This is a genomic window from Marinobacter sp. SS5-14b (genome assembly GCF_030541005.1).
In the GTDB taxonomy this organism is placed as follows: domain Bacteria; phylum Pseudomonadota; class Gammaproteobacteria; order Pseudomonadales; family Oleiphilaceae; genus Marinobacter.
This window is the reverse complement of record NZ_JASSVM010000002.1, coordinates 639,833-653,704: the sequence shown is the minus strand read 5'-3', so window position 1 is coordinate 653,704 and position 13,872 is coordinate 639,833. Positions and strand designations below refer to the sequence as shown.

General features: G+C 57.9%; 16 protein-coding genes. 9 read left to right on the top strand and 7 right to left on the bottom strand.

Annotated elements, in window-relative coordinates; all coding sequences use genetic code 11:
* Positions 1-7 precede the first annotated feature (7 nt).
* Together ubiD and rho are read right to left on the bottom strand one after the other, a co-directional pair.
* Positions 8-1,495, bottom strand: a complete 1,488-nt coding sequence (gene ubiD, locus QPL95_RS06970) for a 4-hydroxy-3-polyprenylbenzoate decarboxylase (RefSeq protein ID WP_303290267.1) — start codon at positions 1,493-1,495, stop codon at positions 8-10.
* A 375-nt stretch (positions 1,496-1,870) separates the two neighbouring features.
* The gene (gene rho / locus QPL95_RS06965) at positions 1,871-3,133 is read right to left on the bottom strand and encodes a transcription termination factor Rho (protein ID WP_303290266.1); all 1,263 of its coding nucleotides are present in this window, start codon (positions 3,131-3,133) and stop codon (positions 1,871-1,873) included.
* 359 nt (positions 3,134-3,492) lie between these two features.
* Here rho and moaB point away from each other — a divergent pair, with 359 nt between their 5' ends.
* The 4 genes from moaB to QPL95_RS06945 are packed head-to-tail and all read left to right on the top strand — an operon-like array spanning position 3,493 to position 6,002.
* Positions 3,493-4,065, top strand: coding sequence for a molybdenum cofactor biosynthesis protein B (gene moaB / locus QPL95_RS06960; RefSeq protein WP_303290265.1), 573 nt, complete (start codon positions 3,493-3,495; stop codon positions 4,063-4,065).
* A gap of 11 nt (positions 4,066-4,076) precedes the next feature.
* Positions 4,077-5,291 (top strand): gephyrin-like molybdotransferase Glp, encoded by a 1,215-nt coding sequence (gene glp, locus QPL95_RS06955; RefSeq protein WP_303290264.1) that lies wholly within the window; start codon positions 4,077-4,079, stop codon positions 5,289-5,291.
* A gap of 2 nt (positions 5,292-5,293) precedes the next feature.
* Positions 5,294-5,554, top strand: a complete 261-nt coding sequence (moaD, locus tag QPL95_RS06950) for a molybdopterin converting factor subunit 1 (RefSeq protein ID WP_303290263.1) — start codon at positions 5,294-5,296, stop codon at positions 5,552-5,554.
* A 1-nt stretch (position 5,555) separates the two neighbouring features.
* Positions 5,556-6,002, top strand: a complete 447-nt coding sequence (locus tag QPL95_RS06945) for a molybdenum cofactor biosynthesis protein MoaE (protein ID WP_303290262.1) — start codon at positions 5,556-5,558, stop codon at positions 6,000-6,002.
* A 69-nt stretch (positions 6,003-6,071) separates the two neighbouring features.
* Here the strand turns inward: QPL95_RS06945 and trxA are convergent, their stop codons facing one another.
* Positions 6,072-6,398 (bottom strand): thioredoxin TrxA, encoded by a 327-nt coding sequence (gene trxA, locus QPL95_RS06940; protein ID WP_011784020.1) that lies wholly within the window; start codon positions 6,396-6,398, stop codon positions 6,072-6,074.
* A gap of 320 nt (positions 6,399-6,718) precedes the next feature.
* Between trxA and ppx the strand changes: the two genes are divergently transcribed.
* Positions 6,719-8,200 carry an exopolyphosphatase gene (gene ppx, locus QPL95_RS06935; RefSeq protein ID WP_303290394.1) on the top strand — a complete coding sequence of 494 codons (1,482 nt, stop codon included), beginning with the start codon at positions 6,719-6,721 and terminating at the stop codon, positions 8,198-8,200.
* Positions 8,201-8,227: 27 nt separating this feature from the next.
* On the opposite strand, the gene QPL95_RS06930 is transcribed toward ppx, so the two are convergent.
* Positions 8,228-10,174 (bottom strand): ATP-binding cassette domain-containing protein, encoded by a 1,947-nt coding sequence (locus QPL95_RS06930; protein ID WP_303290261.1) that lies wholly within the window; start codon positions 10,172-10,174, stop codon positions 8,228-8,230.
* Positions 10,175-10,191: 17 nt separating this feature from the next.
* On the opposite strand from QPL95_RS06930, the gene QPL95_RS06925 reads away from it, so the two are divergent.
* The 3 genes from QPL95_RS06925 (at position 10,192) to QPL95_RS06915 (ending at position 11,894) form a co-directional block, all read left to right on the top strand.
* The gene (locus QPL95_RS06925; RefSeq protein ID WP_303290260.1) at positions 10,192-10,689 is read left to right on the top strand and encodes a DUF2390 domain-containing protein; all 498 of its coding nucleotides are present in this window, start codon (positions 10,192-10,194) and stop codon (positions 10,687-10,689) included.
* On the top strand, positions 10,683-11,066 hold the full coding sequence (locus tag QPL95_RS06920; protein WP_303290259.1) for a DUF4124 domain-containing protein: 384 nt from the start codon (positions 10,683-10,685) through the stop codon (positions 11,064-11,066). Before QPL95_RS06925 ends, QPL95_RS06920 begins: the two co-directional genes overlap by 7 nt.
* A gap of 123 nt (positions 11,067-11,189) precedes the next feature.
* On the top strand, positions 11,190-11,894 hold the full coding sequence (locus tag QPL95_RS06915) for an FKBP-type peptidyl-prolyl cis-trans isomerase (RefSeq protein WP_303290258.1): 705 nt from the start codon (positions 11,190-11,192) through the stop codon (positions 11,892-11,894).
* An 87-nt stretch (positions 11,895-11,981) separates the two neighbouring features.
* Here the strand turns inward: QPL95_RS06915 and rsd are convergent, their stop codons facing one another.
* Together rsd and QPL95_RS06905 are read right to left on the bottom strand one after the other, a co-directional pair.
* Positions 11,982-12,461, bottom strand: coding sequence for a sigma D regulator (rsd, locus tag QPL95_RS06910; protein WP_303290257.1), 480 nt, complete (start codon positions 12,459-12,461; stop codon positions 11,982-11,984).
* 104 nt (positions 12,462-12,565) lie between these two features.
* A complete protein-coding gene (locus QPL95_RS06905) occupies positions 12,566-13,072 on the bottom strand; it encodes a disulfide bond formation protein B (protein WP_303290256.1) in 507 nt (168 codons plus the stop codon).
* Positions 13,073-13,131: 59 nt separating this feature from the next.
* On the opposite strand from QPL95_RS06905, the gene QPL95_RS06900 reads away from it, so the two are divergent.
* The gene (locus tag QPL95_RS06900) at positions 13,132-13,602 is read left to right on the top strand and encodes a flagellar basal body-associated protein FliL (RefSeq protein ID WP_303290255.1); all 471 of its coding nucleotides are present in this window, start codon (positions 13,132-13,134) and stop codon (positions 13,600-13,602) included.
* A gap of 4 nt (positions 13,603-13,606) precedes the next feature.
* Here the strand turns inward: QPL95_RS06900 and QPL95_RS06895 are convergent, their stop codons facing one another.
* The gene (locus tag QPL95_RS06895) at positions 13,607-13,825 is read right to left on the bottom strand and encodes a ribosome modulation factor (protein WP_303290254.1); all 219 of its coding nucleotides are present in this window, start codon (positions 13,823-13,825) and stop codon (positions 13,607-13,609) included.
* Positions 13,826-13,872 lie beyond the last annotated feature (47 nt).

Sequence of the window (13,872 nt, the reverse complement as noted above, 5' to 3'; positions counted from 1 at the left end):
CCTCCTGTCAATCGGGGCGCGGAGACCGAATTTCAATGCCCAGGCTGTCCCACAGATCATCGACCCGCTGCTTCACTTCGTCGGTCATGGCAATCGCCGTGCCCCACTCCCGGTCGGTTTCCCCGGGCCATTTGTTGGTGGCGTCCATTCCCATCTTCGAGCCGAGACCGGACACAGGAGAGGCAAAATCCAGGTAATCGATGGGCGTACTCTCCACCAGCGTGGTGTCACGGGCCGGGTCCATGCGGGTGGTCATGGCCCAAATCACGTCTTCCCAACTGCGGGCGTTCACATCGTCGTCGGTCACAATCACGAACTTGGTGTACATGAACTGCCGCAAGAATGACCATACGCCCATCATCACCCGCTTGGCATGGCCGGGATACTGTTTTTTCATGGTGACGATGGCCAGCCGGTAGGAACAACCTTCCGGCGGCAGGTAAAAATCGACGATTTCCGGAAACTGCTTCTGCAGGATCGGAATAAAGACTTCGTTCAGCGCCACCCCCAGAATTGCCGGTTCATCGGGTGGCCGGCCAGTGTAGGTACTGTGATAGATCGGGTCGCGACGGTGGCTGATGCGCTCCACGGTAAACACCGGGAACTGATCCACTTCGTTGTAGTAACCGGTGTGATCGCCGAACGGGCCCTCCGGGGCCATGTCATCCGGATAGATAAAGCCTTCCAGCACGATCTCCGCACTGGCGGGAACCTGTAGATCACTCAGTTCGGCCTTCACCAGCTCGGTCCGGGCACCCCGCAGCAGGCCAGCAAACGCGTATTCCGACAAGCTGTCTGGTACCGGCGTGACGGCCCCGAGAATAGTCGCCGGATCGGCACCCAGCGCCACCGCCACCGGGTAAGGTTTATCCGGATTGGCCTTACGGAATTCCTGATAGTCCAGCGCACCACCCCGATGGCTGAGCCAGCGCATGATTAATCGATTTCGGCCGATCACCTGCTGCCGATAGATGCCCAGGTTCTGACGTTCTTTATTCGGGCCACGAGTAATCACCAGCGGCCAGGTCACTAACGGCCCGGCGTCTCCGGGCCAGCAGTGCTGAACCGGTATCTGGTACAGGTCGACCTTGTCTTTTTCGATCACCACGTCCTGACAGGGTGCGGAACGGAGCACTTTCGGGCTCATGCGCATTACCTGCTTGAAGATCGGTAGTTTCTCCAGAGCGTCTTTGAAGCCCTTGGGGGGATCAGGCTCTTTCAGAAAGGCGAGCAGCTTGCCCACTTCCCGCAGGGCCGCAACATCATCCTGCCCCATGCCCAGAGCCACCCGTCTGGGGGTGCCGAACAGGTTGGCCAGTACCGGCATGTCGTAGCCTTTTGGGTTTTCAAACAACAACGCCGGCCCACCGGCCCGCAAGGTGCGGTCGCAGATTTCGGTCATTTCCAGGTGGGGGTCGACTTCTACGCTGATGCGTTTGAGCTCGCCCAGCTTTTCCAGCTGGTCGATGAAGTCTCTGAGGTCGTTGTATTTCATGCTGTGCTCCGTTTCTGGTCTACGGTACTACGGAGTTTGGGCGGTTCTGGACTGCCCTTCGCTTGGGGGTCGTGTTTTGGAGCTGGAACGACGCAGGGAGGGGGTGCCAAAACGGAAAACGTGGTTTCCCTGATTGTTTTGGCACCCCCTCCCTGCCTCGTTCTTCGAACTTTGGGAATGACAACCCCCGGATTAATCGACGCGCGCAGGGACTCTGAACGGCGTTATCGGGGGCTTCCTCCGGAGACCGTGTCTTGCCAGGGATGGCAAGACCGAGCCCCCAGGGATGGGTTCACGGCGTGTCTCCGGAGGAAGCCCCCGATAACGCCTGCCCCGCATCTCAAAGCGCGGAGCGAACCATGCCCAAGTTCAGTATTAGCGACGCTTCATAGACTGGAAGAATTCGTCGTTAGTCTTGGTGTCGCGCAGCTTGTCCAGCAGGAACTCCAGTGACGCAGTGTCGTCGTCCATGGAGTGCAGCAGTTTGCGCAGAATCCATACGCGCTGGATGTCCGCTTCCGTCATCAGCAAATCTTCACGGCGGGTGCCGGAACGACGGATGTTGATGGCCGGGTAGACACGCTTTTCAGCAATCTTGCGGTCCAGGTGGATTTCCATGTTGCCGGTACCCTTGAACTCCTCGTAGATAACCTCGTCCATCTTCGAACCGGTATCCACCAGAGCCGTGGCCAGGATGGTCAGGCTGCCGCCTTCCTCAACATTACGGGCTGCACCAAAAAAACGTTTCGGCTTCTCAAGCGCGTGAGCGTCAACACCACCGGTAAGTACCTTGCCTGAAGACGGGATAACCGTGTTGTAGGCACGAGCCAGACGGGTGATGGAGTCCAGCAGGATGATGACATCCTTCTTATGCTCAACCAGGCGCTTGGCTTTTTCGATCACCATGTCTGCCACCTGAACGTGACGGGCCGGCGGCTCGTCAAAGGTGGAGGCGATGACTTCGCCGCGCACGGTGCGCTGCATTTCGGTGACTTCTTCCGGGCGTTCGTCGATCAACAAAACGATCAGATGGCATTCCGGATTGTTACGCACGATGGACTGGGCAATACCCTGCATCAGCAAGGTTTTACCGGCCTTGGGCGGGGAGACGATCAGGCCACGCTGACCTTTGCCGATCGGCGACACCAGGTCGAGCACCCGCGAGGTCAAATCTTCGGTGCTGCCGTTACCCGCTTCGAGCACCAGGCGCTCATTCGGGAACAGAGGAGTCAGGTTTTCAAACAGAATCTTGTTACGGGCATTATCCGGCTTGTCGAAGTTAATCTCGTTAACTTTCAGCAGAGCAAAGTAACGCTCGCCGTCTTTCGGTGGCCGAATTTTACCAGCGACGGTGTCACCCGTGCGCAGGTTGAAGCGGCGGATCTGACTGGGAGACACGTAAATGTCGTCAGGGCCGGCCAGGTAGGAGGCGTCGGCAGAACGAAGGAAGCCGAAACCATCCTGCAGAATCTCCAGTACACCATCACCGTAAATGTCTTCGCCGCTCTTGGCGTGCTTCTTCAGAATGCTGAAGATAACGTCCTGTTTGCGCGAACGGGCGAGGTTGTCGAGGCCCATTTCTTGCGCGATTTCGAGCAATTCGGGCACAGATTTCTGCTTGAGTTCAGTAAGATTCATAATTTGTAGGATTTATCAGGAATGGAAGTAAACGACGGTTGATGTGACAGGGGTGCCCCTGAACGCGTTGATCAAAAAAAGCTGAAACAAGGTGCTGGCTAGATGGAGCTACCGGTGCAGATAAACGCCGGTTATATTTGCTGGAGCCAGAGAGTGGGAACAACTGTTCGCCGGGCAGCCCGCATAATCGACCACCTTGAAGGCGTGTGTCAAGACCCTTGGCTAAAATTAAGCCACCCTGATGACACCGGTCATGGTTTTTCAGCCTGATTATCTGCGAGGTGCCCGCCACTTCCCATACCCCCCATTGTTACGGATACTAGGGCATGACCTTCATCCGAACGATCCGGAGCCTTACTATGAGCAGCGTTCCCTCCACCGCACTTCAGCCACTCAATATCGCCCTGTTGACGGTTTCTGACACCCGCACGGCGGAGCAGGACACCTCCGGCCAGTTTCTTGAAGACAGCGTGATCGAGGCAGGCCACCGCCTGGTCTCCCGCCGGATACTGCCTGACGACATTTACCTGATGCGGGCATTGGTCGCGCTGTGGATCGCTGACCCAGAGATACACGCGGTGATCATCACCGGCGGAACCGGATTGCTTGAACGCGACAGCACACCAGAAGCTATCGCACCGCTGCTGGACAAACTCATTGAGGGATTTGGCGAGGAGTTCAGGCGTTTGTCGGCCGAGGAAATCGGCTCCTCAACCATTCAGTCCCGGGTCTTTGGCGGCATGGCCAATCACACCGTCGTTTTCTGCCTGCCGGGCTCCACCGGCGCCTGCCGCACGGGCTGGAATGGCATCCTGAAAAGCCAACTCGACAGCCGCCATAGCCCCTGCAATTTTTCGGGGCTGGTGCTGCGCAAGCCAGAACGTGCCTTCCATCGTATCCAGGAAGTCATCAGCACACGCGCTGAACGGTAACAGGAGATAGCATGGCCAGCCCAAACCTGACGTCGGTCGACGACGCCCTCACCTACCTTCTGGCGCAGGCGACCGCGATCACCCGGACTGAAACGGTGTCCATTGCGGACAGCCTGGGCCGGATTCTTGCGGAAGACCACTCAGCGCCCGCCGATGTGCCGCCAGCGGATAACAGTGCCGTCGACGGCTATGCCATCTGCCAGGGCGATACCAGCCCTGACCAGTGGCTGCGGGTGTCAGACCGGATACCCGCCGGCATGGCGCCCCGCCCACTGCAACCGGGCACCGCCGTCAGGATTTTTACCGGTTCCGAGATTCCTGAGGGGGCAGACGCGGTGGTCATGCAGGAGCGGGTCGAGCACATCGACGATGGCATTGTCATTCAGGGCGCGGTTGAGCCGGCACAGAACATTCGCCGTCGCGGCCAGGATCTCGCCAAAGGCAGCCTGGCTCTTGCCCGCGGTACCCGTATCCGTCCGCAGGAAATGGGCCTGCTGGCCTCCATGGGCGTCAGTCAGGTGCCGGTGCTGGCCCGCCTGAAAGTGGCCATTCTCAACACCGGCGATGAACTGGTCGAACCGGGGAAGCCACTGGGGCCCGGGCAGATATACAACTCCAACCGTTTCACCATGCTGGGGCTGCTGGCGGAAGCAGGCTGCGAAGTCGTGCTGTGTGAAACCCTCGAGGATACCCGCAAGGAGACGCGTGCCACACTGCAACGGGCCGCTACCCAGGCGGATTTAATTCTGACCAGTGGCGGTGTTTCCGTGGGCGAAGAAGATCACGTGCGGGCGGTGCTTGAGGAATCCGGCAAGCTGTCACTCTGGCGGCTGGCGATCAAACCCGGCAAACCCCTGGCCTTTGGCGAGATTGGCGGCACCCCCCTGCTGGGCCTGCCCGGCAACCCGGCAACGGTGCTCGTCACCTTTATGATGGTGGCCATGCCCTATATCCGCAAACGCCAGGGCCGCCCAGAGGTTTACTGCATTGGCGAGCGCCTGCCGGCGGACTTCGAAATCACTTCACCTTCGATACGCCGGGAATTTATCCGGGCCCGTAAGAACGTTTCCGGCACTGAAATAACCGTGGCGGCCTATCCAAACCAGAATTCCGGCGTGCTCAGTTCCGCCTGCTGGAGTTCTGGCCTGGCGGTGGTGCCGGAGCACACGACGGTGAAACCGGGCGATTTACTGACCTACTACTCATTTGCCGACTTGTTGAGCTGACCATGACCGACGCGACTGTGACTGTTCGTTTTTTCGCCCGCTTGCGGGAGGAGCTAGGCACTGACAGCCTGAAGCTGTCAGTAACACCGGGCCAGACCGTAGGCGATGTGTTGTCTGAACTGGCAAGCCGTGGTGGCGCCTGGAGCCAACTACAGGGCCATCAACCGGTGATGTTGGCGGTCAATCAGGCGATGGCCAAACCAGCCACGCCGGTGCAGCCCGGCGATGAAGTGGCGTTTTTTCCGCCGGTGACCGGAGGTTGAGATGATTTCGATCCAGACTGAAGATTTTGATGTCGGTGAGGAATATAAGGCCCTGAGAGCCAGCGGCCCGGGCACTGGCGCAATTTCTACCTTTTCCGGGCTGGTTCGGGATTCCGGTGATCTGTCCGGGGTGACGGGGTTGTTTCTGGAGCACTATCCAGGCATGACCGAGGCCGTGATCCAGGGCCTGATTGATGAAGCGTCCGAGCGCTGGGATGTTCGGCAGGCCCGGGTCATTCACCGGGTCGGGCGGTTGGAGCTATCGGATCAGATTGTGTTTGTCGGGGTGTGCAGTGCCCACCGGGGCGATGCGTTTTCGGCGTGTCAGTTCCTTATGGACGCACTGAAAACGTCAGCGCCTTTCTGGAAGAAGGAAATTGCTCCCGACAGCGAGCACTGGGTTGAGCAGAAAGTTTCGGATCTGAAACGCTCTCAGGGCTGGGAGTAGCTCGACTCAGGGCATTAAAAAACCGCCCGTGAACGTGGTTCAGGGGCGGTTTCAGTCAGCAATCCTGGATCAGAGATTGCTGTCGAGGAAGGCGGCCAGCTGAGACTTGGACAGTGCACCTACCTTGGTGGCGTCGACATTGCCGTTCTTGAACAGCATAAGCGTCGGGATACCACGAATGTTGAACTTGGGCGGGGTCTGCTCGTTTTCATCAATGTTGAGTTTGCAGACCTTGAGCTTGCCATCGTATTCGTCGGCGATTTCTTCCAGAACCGGGGCAATCATCTTGCACGGGCCACACCACTCAGCCCAGTAGTCTACCAGTACCGGAACGTCAGATTTCAGTACGTCTTGCTCAAAGGAAGCGTCGGTGACATTAACGATATTTCCGCTCATTACCTATTCCTGATTCAGGCGCTCCCGGGCTGTTTTTCCCAGCCACGGTGGAGTCGCTGTTGGCTATAGCAGACGATTGTTTCCGTGTTCGGCGAACCGTCTGCCCGGATTTCGATAGAGCATTACTTTACGCGATAGGCAGCGTGAATGTGAAGCAGGTTGTATCGTGTGCCGGCTTGATTCGTGTCAGTAATGACCGCAGTCAGTTACTGACACACCGATAAACTTTCCCTTATAGTACGGGCAAGTTCACATCACACAGGACGCCTATCAACGTGACGGCCGCATCTACCGCCGAGAACGCTGTATCTTCCCCGGACATGCTGGCAGCCATTGATATGGGCTCCAACAGCTTCCACATGGTGGTGGCCCGGCTGGTTCACGGTGAAATACGCACCGTTGAGAAGATGGGCGAAAAAGTCCAGCTCGGAGCCGGGCTGGATCAGTACAACCGCCTGACCGAGGAGGCCCAGCAAAAGGCCCTCGAATGTTTAAGCCGGTTTGCACAGCGGCTTCAGGGCACGCCCACCGAAGGCGTCCAGATTGTCGGCACCAACGCCCTGCGGGTAGCCCGCAATGCTCAGGAATTCATCGACAGGGCCGAAGCCGTGCTCGGCTATCCTGTGGAGGTCATCGCCGGGCGAGAGGAAGCCCGCCTGATTTATCTTGGCGTATCCCACACCCTTGCCGACGACGAAGGCCGCAGGCTGGTGATTGATATCGGTGGCGGTAGCACTGAGTTCATTATCGGCCAGCGCTTTGAGCCACAAGAGCTGGAAAGCCTGCACATGGGCTGCGTGTCGTTCCGCAACCGATACTTTCCTGACGGCAAGATCACCCGCCGGCAAATGGACAAAGCCATTACCCATGCAGAGCAGGAACTGCAAAGCATCCGCCGTCATTATCGCGCGGTTGGCTGGCAGAGTGCCGTCGGCTCATCCGGGTCTATCAAGGCCATTTGCAGTGTATTGTCAACCCTGAAACTCACCGACGGCACCATCACCCGCCCTGCCATGGAAGAGTTGCGCAAACGCCTGGTGGATATGGGCAAGGTCGAAAAACTGACCGAACTGGGCGTACGGGAAGACCGGCAGACTATTTTCCCGGCCGGTTTTGCCATTCTGCTCGCCGCCTTTCGCTCACTGGACATTCAGGATATGGCGTTTGCCGATGGCGCACTGCGGGAAGGTCTGCTGTACGATATTGTCGGGCGGATTCAGCATGAAGACGTGCGAGAGCGCACCATTGCAGCACTGCAGGAGCGTTACCACGTGGACCAGGCTCACGGTGCCGCCGTAGAGCAAACGGCGCTCGCGGCCTGGGAGCAGGTAGCCGGGCAATGGGGACTGCGAACCGCCGCCGATGAAGATGTCCTGCGCTGGGCCTGCCGGCTCCATGAAATTGGCCTGACCATTTCCCATAGCCAATACCATAAACACGGCGCCTACCTGTTGCGGTATTCCGATTTGCCAGGGTTCACCCAGCAGTTCCAGCGCGACCTTGCCACCCTGGTGCGAGGACACCGGCGCAAGTTCTCACCCGCCGTATTTGAGGGCGTGGAGCCGGAAGAGAAACCCCGATTGCGCTACCTCTGCGCGCTGCTGCGCCTGGCGGTGGTCATTCAGCGCTCACGGAACCTGGAGCAGCCTCCGGAGTTCAAGCTTCACGGCCATGAAAGCAAACTGGTTGTCGAATTTCCGGAAGGCTGGCTGGATAACCGGCCCCTGACCCTGGCAGATCTTCAGAATGAGCGGGACTTCCTGGCCCGACAAGACTTTGTGCTGGAAATCGGCACCCGCTGATCCCACAAAGCTGCCCGTTGCCGGCGGTTAACCGGCAAGTTCTGCTTCAAGGGTTTCGACCGTCTCACTGACGTCGAGCCATTCGGCTTCGGTATCGTCCAACTCACGTTTGAGTCGGGTTTGTTCCGCCAACAGCTCCTTCAACTTCACCTTCTGACGGTCATCGTAAACGGAAGGGTCAGCCAGAGCCTGCTCCACCGATGCCAGCTGCGCCTGCAGCTGATCCAGACGCGCTTCAAGGGTCTTCTGTTTCTTGCGCCAGGGGCTTAGCTTCTGGCGTAGCTCGGCCTCCTGCCGTTTACGAGCCTTACGTTCATCGGCACTCACGGTGCCTGCACCATTGCCCTGCTGAGACTGCCCGCCGTCTTCCGCGACTTGCCGCTTGGGCGGCTCCTCATCATCTTTTCGACGGTCCGCCAGCCAGCGCTCATAGTCTTCGAGATCGCCGTCGTATTCCTTCACGGCCCCATCCGACACCAACCAAAACTCATCCACCGTATTGCGTAACAGATGGCGATCGTGCGAAACCACCACAATGGCACCATCAAAGTTCTGCAGTGCCATGGTGAGGGCCTGCCGCATTTCCAGATCCAGGTGGTTGGTCGGCTCGTCAAGCAGCAACAGATTTGGCTTTTGCCAGGCAATCACGGCCAGTGCCACCCTCGCCTTTTCACCCCCGGAGAAAGAGCGGATGGGGCTGAGCGCCTCATCACCATGAAAATCAAAGCCGCCCAGAAAGTTTCGCACCTTTTGCTCGGACGCGCTGGGGGCCAGCCGCTGCAGGTGCAGGAACGGACTCGCATCCAGATCCAGAGATTCCAGCTGATGCTGGGCAAAATAGCCAATGGCCAGGTGTTCACCACAGGTTCGCTCGCCCGATAGCAACGTGCCGGTGCCTCGCAGGGCGTCCATAAAGGTCGATTTACCCGCACCGTTCGGGCCCAGCAAGCCAATTCGGGAACCCGGCAACAGCGTAATATTCACATTGTGCAGAATGGCCGTATCGCCGTGGCCGGCCACGCCGTTTCGGATCGACAACAACGGGTTGGACACCTTTTCCGCAACCGGAAATTCAAAACTGAACGGCGAATCCACGTGGGCCGGAGCGATGCGTTCCATACGCTCCAGCGATTTAACCCGGCTCTGGGCCTGTTTCGCTTTGGTGGCCTTGGCTTTGAACCGATCGATAAAGCGTTGGATTTCAGCAATCCGGGCCTGTTGCCGCTCGAAGCTGGCCTGCTGCTGGGCCAACCGTTCACTGCGTTGAACCTCAAAAGCGGAATAGTTACCGGTGTACAGGGCCAGCTTTTTCTGGTCGAAATGCACCAGGTGGGTGGCAACCCGGTCCATAAAATCCCGGTCATGGGAGATAAACAGCAACGTGCCCTGGTATTTGCGTAACCAGTTCTCCAGCCACAGGCAAGCATCGAGGTCCAGGTGGTTGGTTGGCTCATCCAGTAACAACAAGTCGGAAGGACGCATCAGGGCCTGAGCCAGGTTCAGTCGAATTCGCCAGCCACCGGAAAAGGCCGATACCGGTCGTTCAGCATCACTGTCCGCAAAACCCAGGCCCCGTATCAGGGATTCCGCCCGACGGGGGGCAGACCAGGCTTCGTGAATATCCAGCTCGCCGTGCAGGTGGGCAATCGCATGATCATCGCCCCGAGCTTCGGCTTCGGCCAGCTCTTTCTCCAGTCGCCGCAGCTCGAAATCGCCGTCCAGCACGAAATCTCTCGCTGAACGCGATGACGCCTTAACTTCCTGTGCCATATGCGCAATTCGGCAGCCACCCGGCAGCGATACGCTGCCCTGTTCGGGGGCCAGCTGGCCCAGCAACAGTTGGAAAAGACTCGACTTTCCGGCACCGTTGGCACCAACAATGGCGACCCGCTGGCCGGGCTGAACCGTCAGACTGACGTTTTCTAGCAACCAGACGCCGCCTCGTTGTAAACTGAGATCGGTTATCGTTAACATAGAGCTACTTTAAATCCATGGAACCGGACAATCCTCTCTGGCGTTATGCTCTGTCCTGCTGGCAACAACCAGAACTGGCCAAAGCCTGTCTTGACCTGCAAGAACATGGCTGGAGCGTAACCCGGATTCTGTGTGCCGGATGGCTGGGCGTGAACGGGCGCGTATTCACCGGCATTGAGGACGCTAAGGTAACAGAGTGGCGCGGTCGTGTAACCGGTCTCATTCGCTCGGCCCGAAAATCGATTCCCAAGCAACATGGTTATGGCCATGAACTCCGGGAGGCACTGGCCAACGCTGAACTTCAGGCCGAACAAACTGAACTGGCGCTGGCATGGCAAACGCTTAACGAACTCAACCCGGAGGCGGGCAGCATGCAGGATTGCAACACGATCATCGTGGAGAATCTGCTGGCGGCTGCACCTCTTCCGAAACGGGAACCGCAGCCAATGAACCACATTCGAAATCTCGCCCGCCTGCTGGCAACAGCGAGCACCGGGAGCAACGCGCCATGCTGATGAAATGGCTCATCCGTCTGGCGTTCCCGGCCCTGGGGCTGTTGCTGTTGCTGATGTTTTTCGGCCTCGGTGACCCCGATCAGGTGTCAACCCAGGCGCCTGCCCAACAGGCAAAGGTGATTCCCGCGTTTGAAGGCCTGCTGCCCTCACCGGCCCCGACAGATGGGCCCGACATCGTTTTTAAATGGCAAGATACCGATGGCAACTGGCACTACGCCGATCAACCGCCGGCTACAGGTCCCTGGAACGCACTGGCGATAGAACGCACCAGCCCATCACCCGTCGAAGAGCGCGCAACCGATCCAGACAACGACTGGCAATCTCCCTACCGTGCCCCCTTCTCTTTGAACGGCGCTCCTGCCAACAACGGGTCATGACGGTAACCAGGCCTCAGCCTTAACAACTGTTCAGTGGCATACTTGTGCCGAACCCGTTAACTTGTCCAATTTCCAATTCCAACAGAGCCACAGAGCCCTGTAAAACGCGCAAAGGACCTATTCATGAAGAAAACTCTGTTAGTCATCGCCATGGCCGGTTTCGTTGCCGGTTGCTCCACCACCGAGCAGGATCCGTCGCTCGAAACCACGTCTGAGAAAGTCAGTTACGGCATGGGGTTGGTCATGGGTGAGCGCATGAGCAATGACCTGCCAGATCTTCATATGCAGCAGTTTATTCAAGGCTTTGAGCATGGCCAGTCGGGAGAGGAAGACGCCAAGCGACTGAGCCGGGAGGAAATCCAGACAGCGCTGGTGGCCTATCAGAAAGACATGCAGGCACAGCAGGAGCAACAATACGAAGAACTCGCACAGAAGAACCTGGAGGCAGGTGAGGCATTCCTGGCGGAGAACGCAAAGCGGAATGGCGTTGAAACCACAGAATCCGGCCTGCAGTACGAAGTGATTGAAGAAGGTAGCGGTGAAAAGCCAACAGCTTCCGACCGGGTTCGGGTTCATTACACCGGCGAATTGATCAACGGTGAAGTGTTTGATAGCTCACGGGATCGTGGCGAACCAACAACCTTTGGTGTTGGCCAGGTCATTCCCGGCTGGATTGAAGGCCTGCAACTGATGAGCGAAGGTGCCCGCTATAAGCTCTATATCCCGGCTGACCTTGCTTACGGGCCCACCGGTAATCAGGCGATTGCACCGAATGAAACCCTGATCTTTGACGTGGAGCTACTGAAGATCAATCCGGAAGCGAACTAAGCTTCTTGGGCGCATAAAAAAACACCGGTCTGAGCCATCAGACCGGTGTTTTTAGAGCCACACCCTATCATGACACCGAGCTGACGCTCAGGCAGACGCCAGCTTGCCAGCGTGGGCAGTGTGCAGGTTCTCAATCAGGAAATCTTCCATTTCGAACCGGCTGGCCAGCACTTCTCCCAGGCTGGACAATTCTGCAAACAGAGCCTCGATTTCCTGCTCGCTCAGAATGCGCCCATCCACTCGGTCATTGAAGTTCAAGGCAACTTCTGTGGTTTTTTCAATCTGGGGGTACACTTTGGCCGCCAGTTCCAGGCCACCATCATTGAACTCGCGGGCTTCCTGAATCAGCTGTTCATATACCTCGAAGTGCCCGGCTGACACGTAATCCACCAACACTTCGCACAGGCGCACAAGCTTCTGCTTCAACGCATCGGTCTTGGAAAAGTCACTTTCCCCGGACAGCTCGCAGTAATGAACAAGCAACTGCTGGCGCTCTTTCAGCCAGCGATCTATCAATTCGCTGACGCCGCCCCAGCGCTCTCTGGCATTCCGGCAATTTTCCAACATGACGCCTGTCTCCCCTCAGTCACTCTGTCCGGTCAGTGGCCGTTCATCTGATTCTTACATCGAGCAGTCAAGTTACCCCATGGCCAAGGTGAGCCGCAACTATTTCAGCTCTGCACCCAACTGCTCGGGCGGTCGCGGCGAAACATCATGACCAATCCAAGCACAATCAACAGCACAAAAAACACGGCTGTCCAACCCGGAATACTCAAGCCCAGAAACCGCCAAACCACCTCAGCGCAGTCCCCAGTGCCGCGCAAGGCGGTTTTAAGCACGTCCAGCCACGGCAGAACCTGCAGCATGTAGTCGACCGACGGCCCGCAGGCAGGCACCTGATCGGCCGGCAGGTTCTGCAGCCAGAGTTGACGCCCGGCGACACCGAGGCCGGCGCCGGCCGTGAGAACCAGAAACACTCCGTACACCCTGCGGCCAAACCCGAGCGGGCCATGCAAAAAGGCCACGAGGCTGACCAGTCCGGCCCCCATAAAGCCGAAGCGCTGGAGCCAGCACAGGGGGCATGGTTCGAGGCCCATAACGTGCTCCATATAAAACGCCACCCCGAGCAGCGCCGCACAGACCAGAAAAACAAAGCCAAACACCCATCTGCTTGTCAAAACGTCACCCCGGAATCATGATGTTGGATACACATAGCTGATGGACCCAATCGTACCCCATGAATATCATCAAGCCCATGACTAGTCTCCGTAAATTTGCCCTGCATCTGGTATGGGCGCTTTCTGCCATACTGCTCTCGCACAATCCAGCACTGGCCGAAGAACCCGCAGAAGTTGAGGAAAGTGCATCCGAAGAAAAAGGCGTGACCGACTACATTGCCATGGAGCCGGCGTTCGTCACTCACGTCGGGGAGCCGGGCACCAAGATCAACTACCTGAAGGCGTCCGTAACCATCAGGGCATCGGGTGCAACCGTGCGGACGGCGGTGGAAGCTCACATGCCGCGGTTGCGACATGAGATGGTTATGCTGTTCGGGGAGCAGACCAATCTGGACACGCTGTCTTCAATGGAAGGTCAGCAAACGTTGCGAGACGAGGCAACCCGCCGGATAAATGCGGTACTGGAAGAGCAGAAAACCGGCGAAACCATCACCGGCGTGCTGTTTACAGAATTCGTGGTTCAGCGCTAGGCATTCAGGCAATACGTGAGAACAGGCTGTCTTCCTGGTGCTGTTTCTGGGCATGCACAGCCTGCTCAGCGTCATCCCAGCCGGCTTCCCACGCCGCAATGATGACCTCACCACGATAGGGGCAACGGGTTTTGTCCATACCCATTGTGGCCGCCATGTATCCCTGGCGGTAGGCTTTGTTCAGCGCTTCTACATCCCAACCGAGCTTGATATCTCTTGCCACAACGCATCTCCCTTACCTGATGTTAACAAAAGTAACAGCAGGTAACG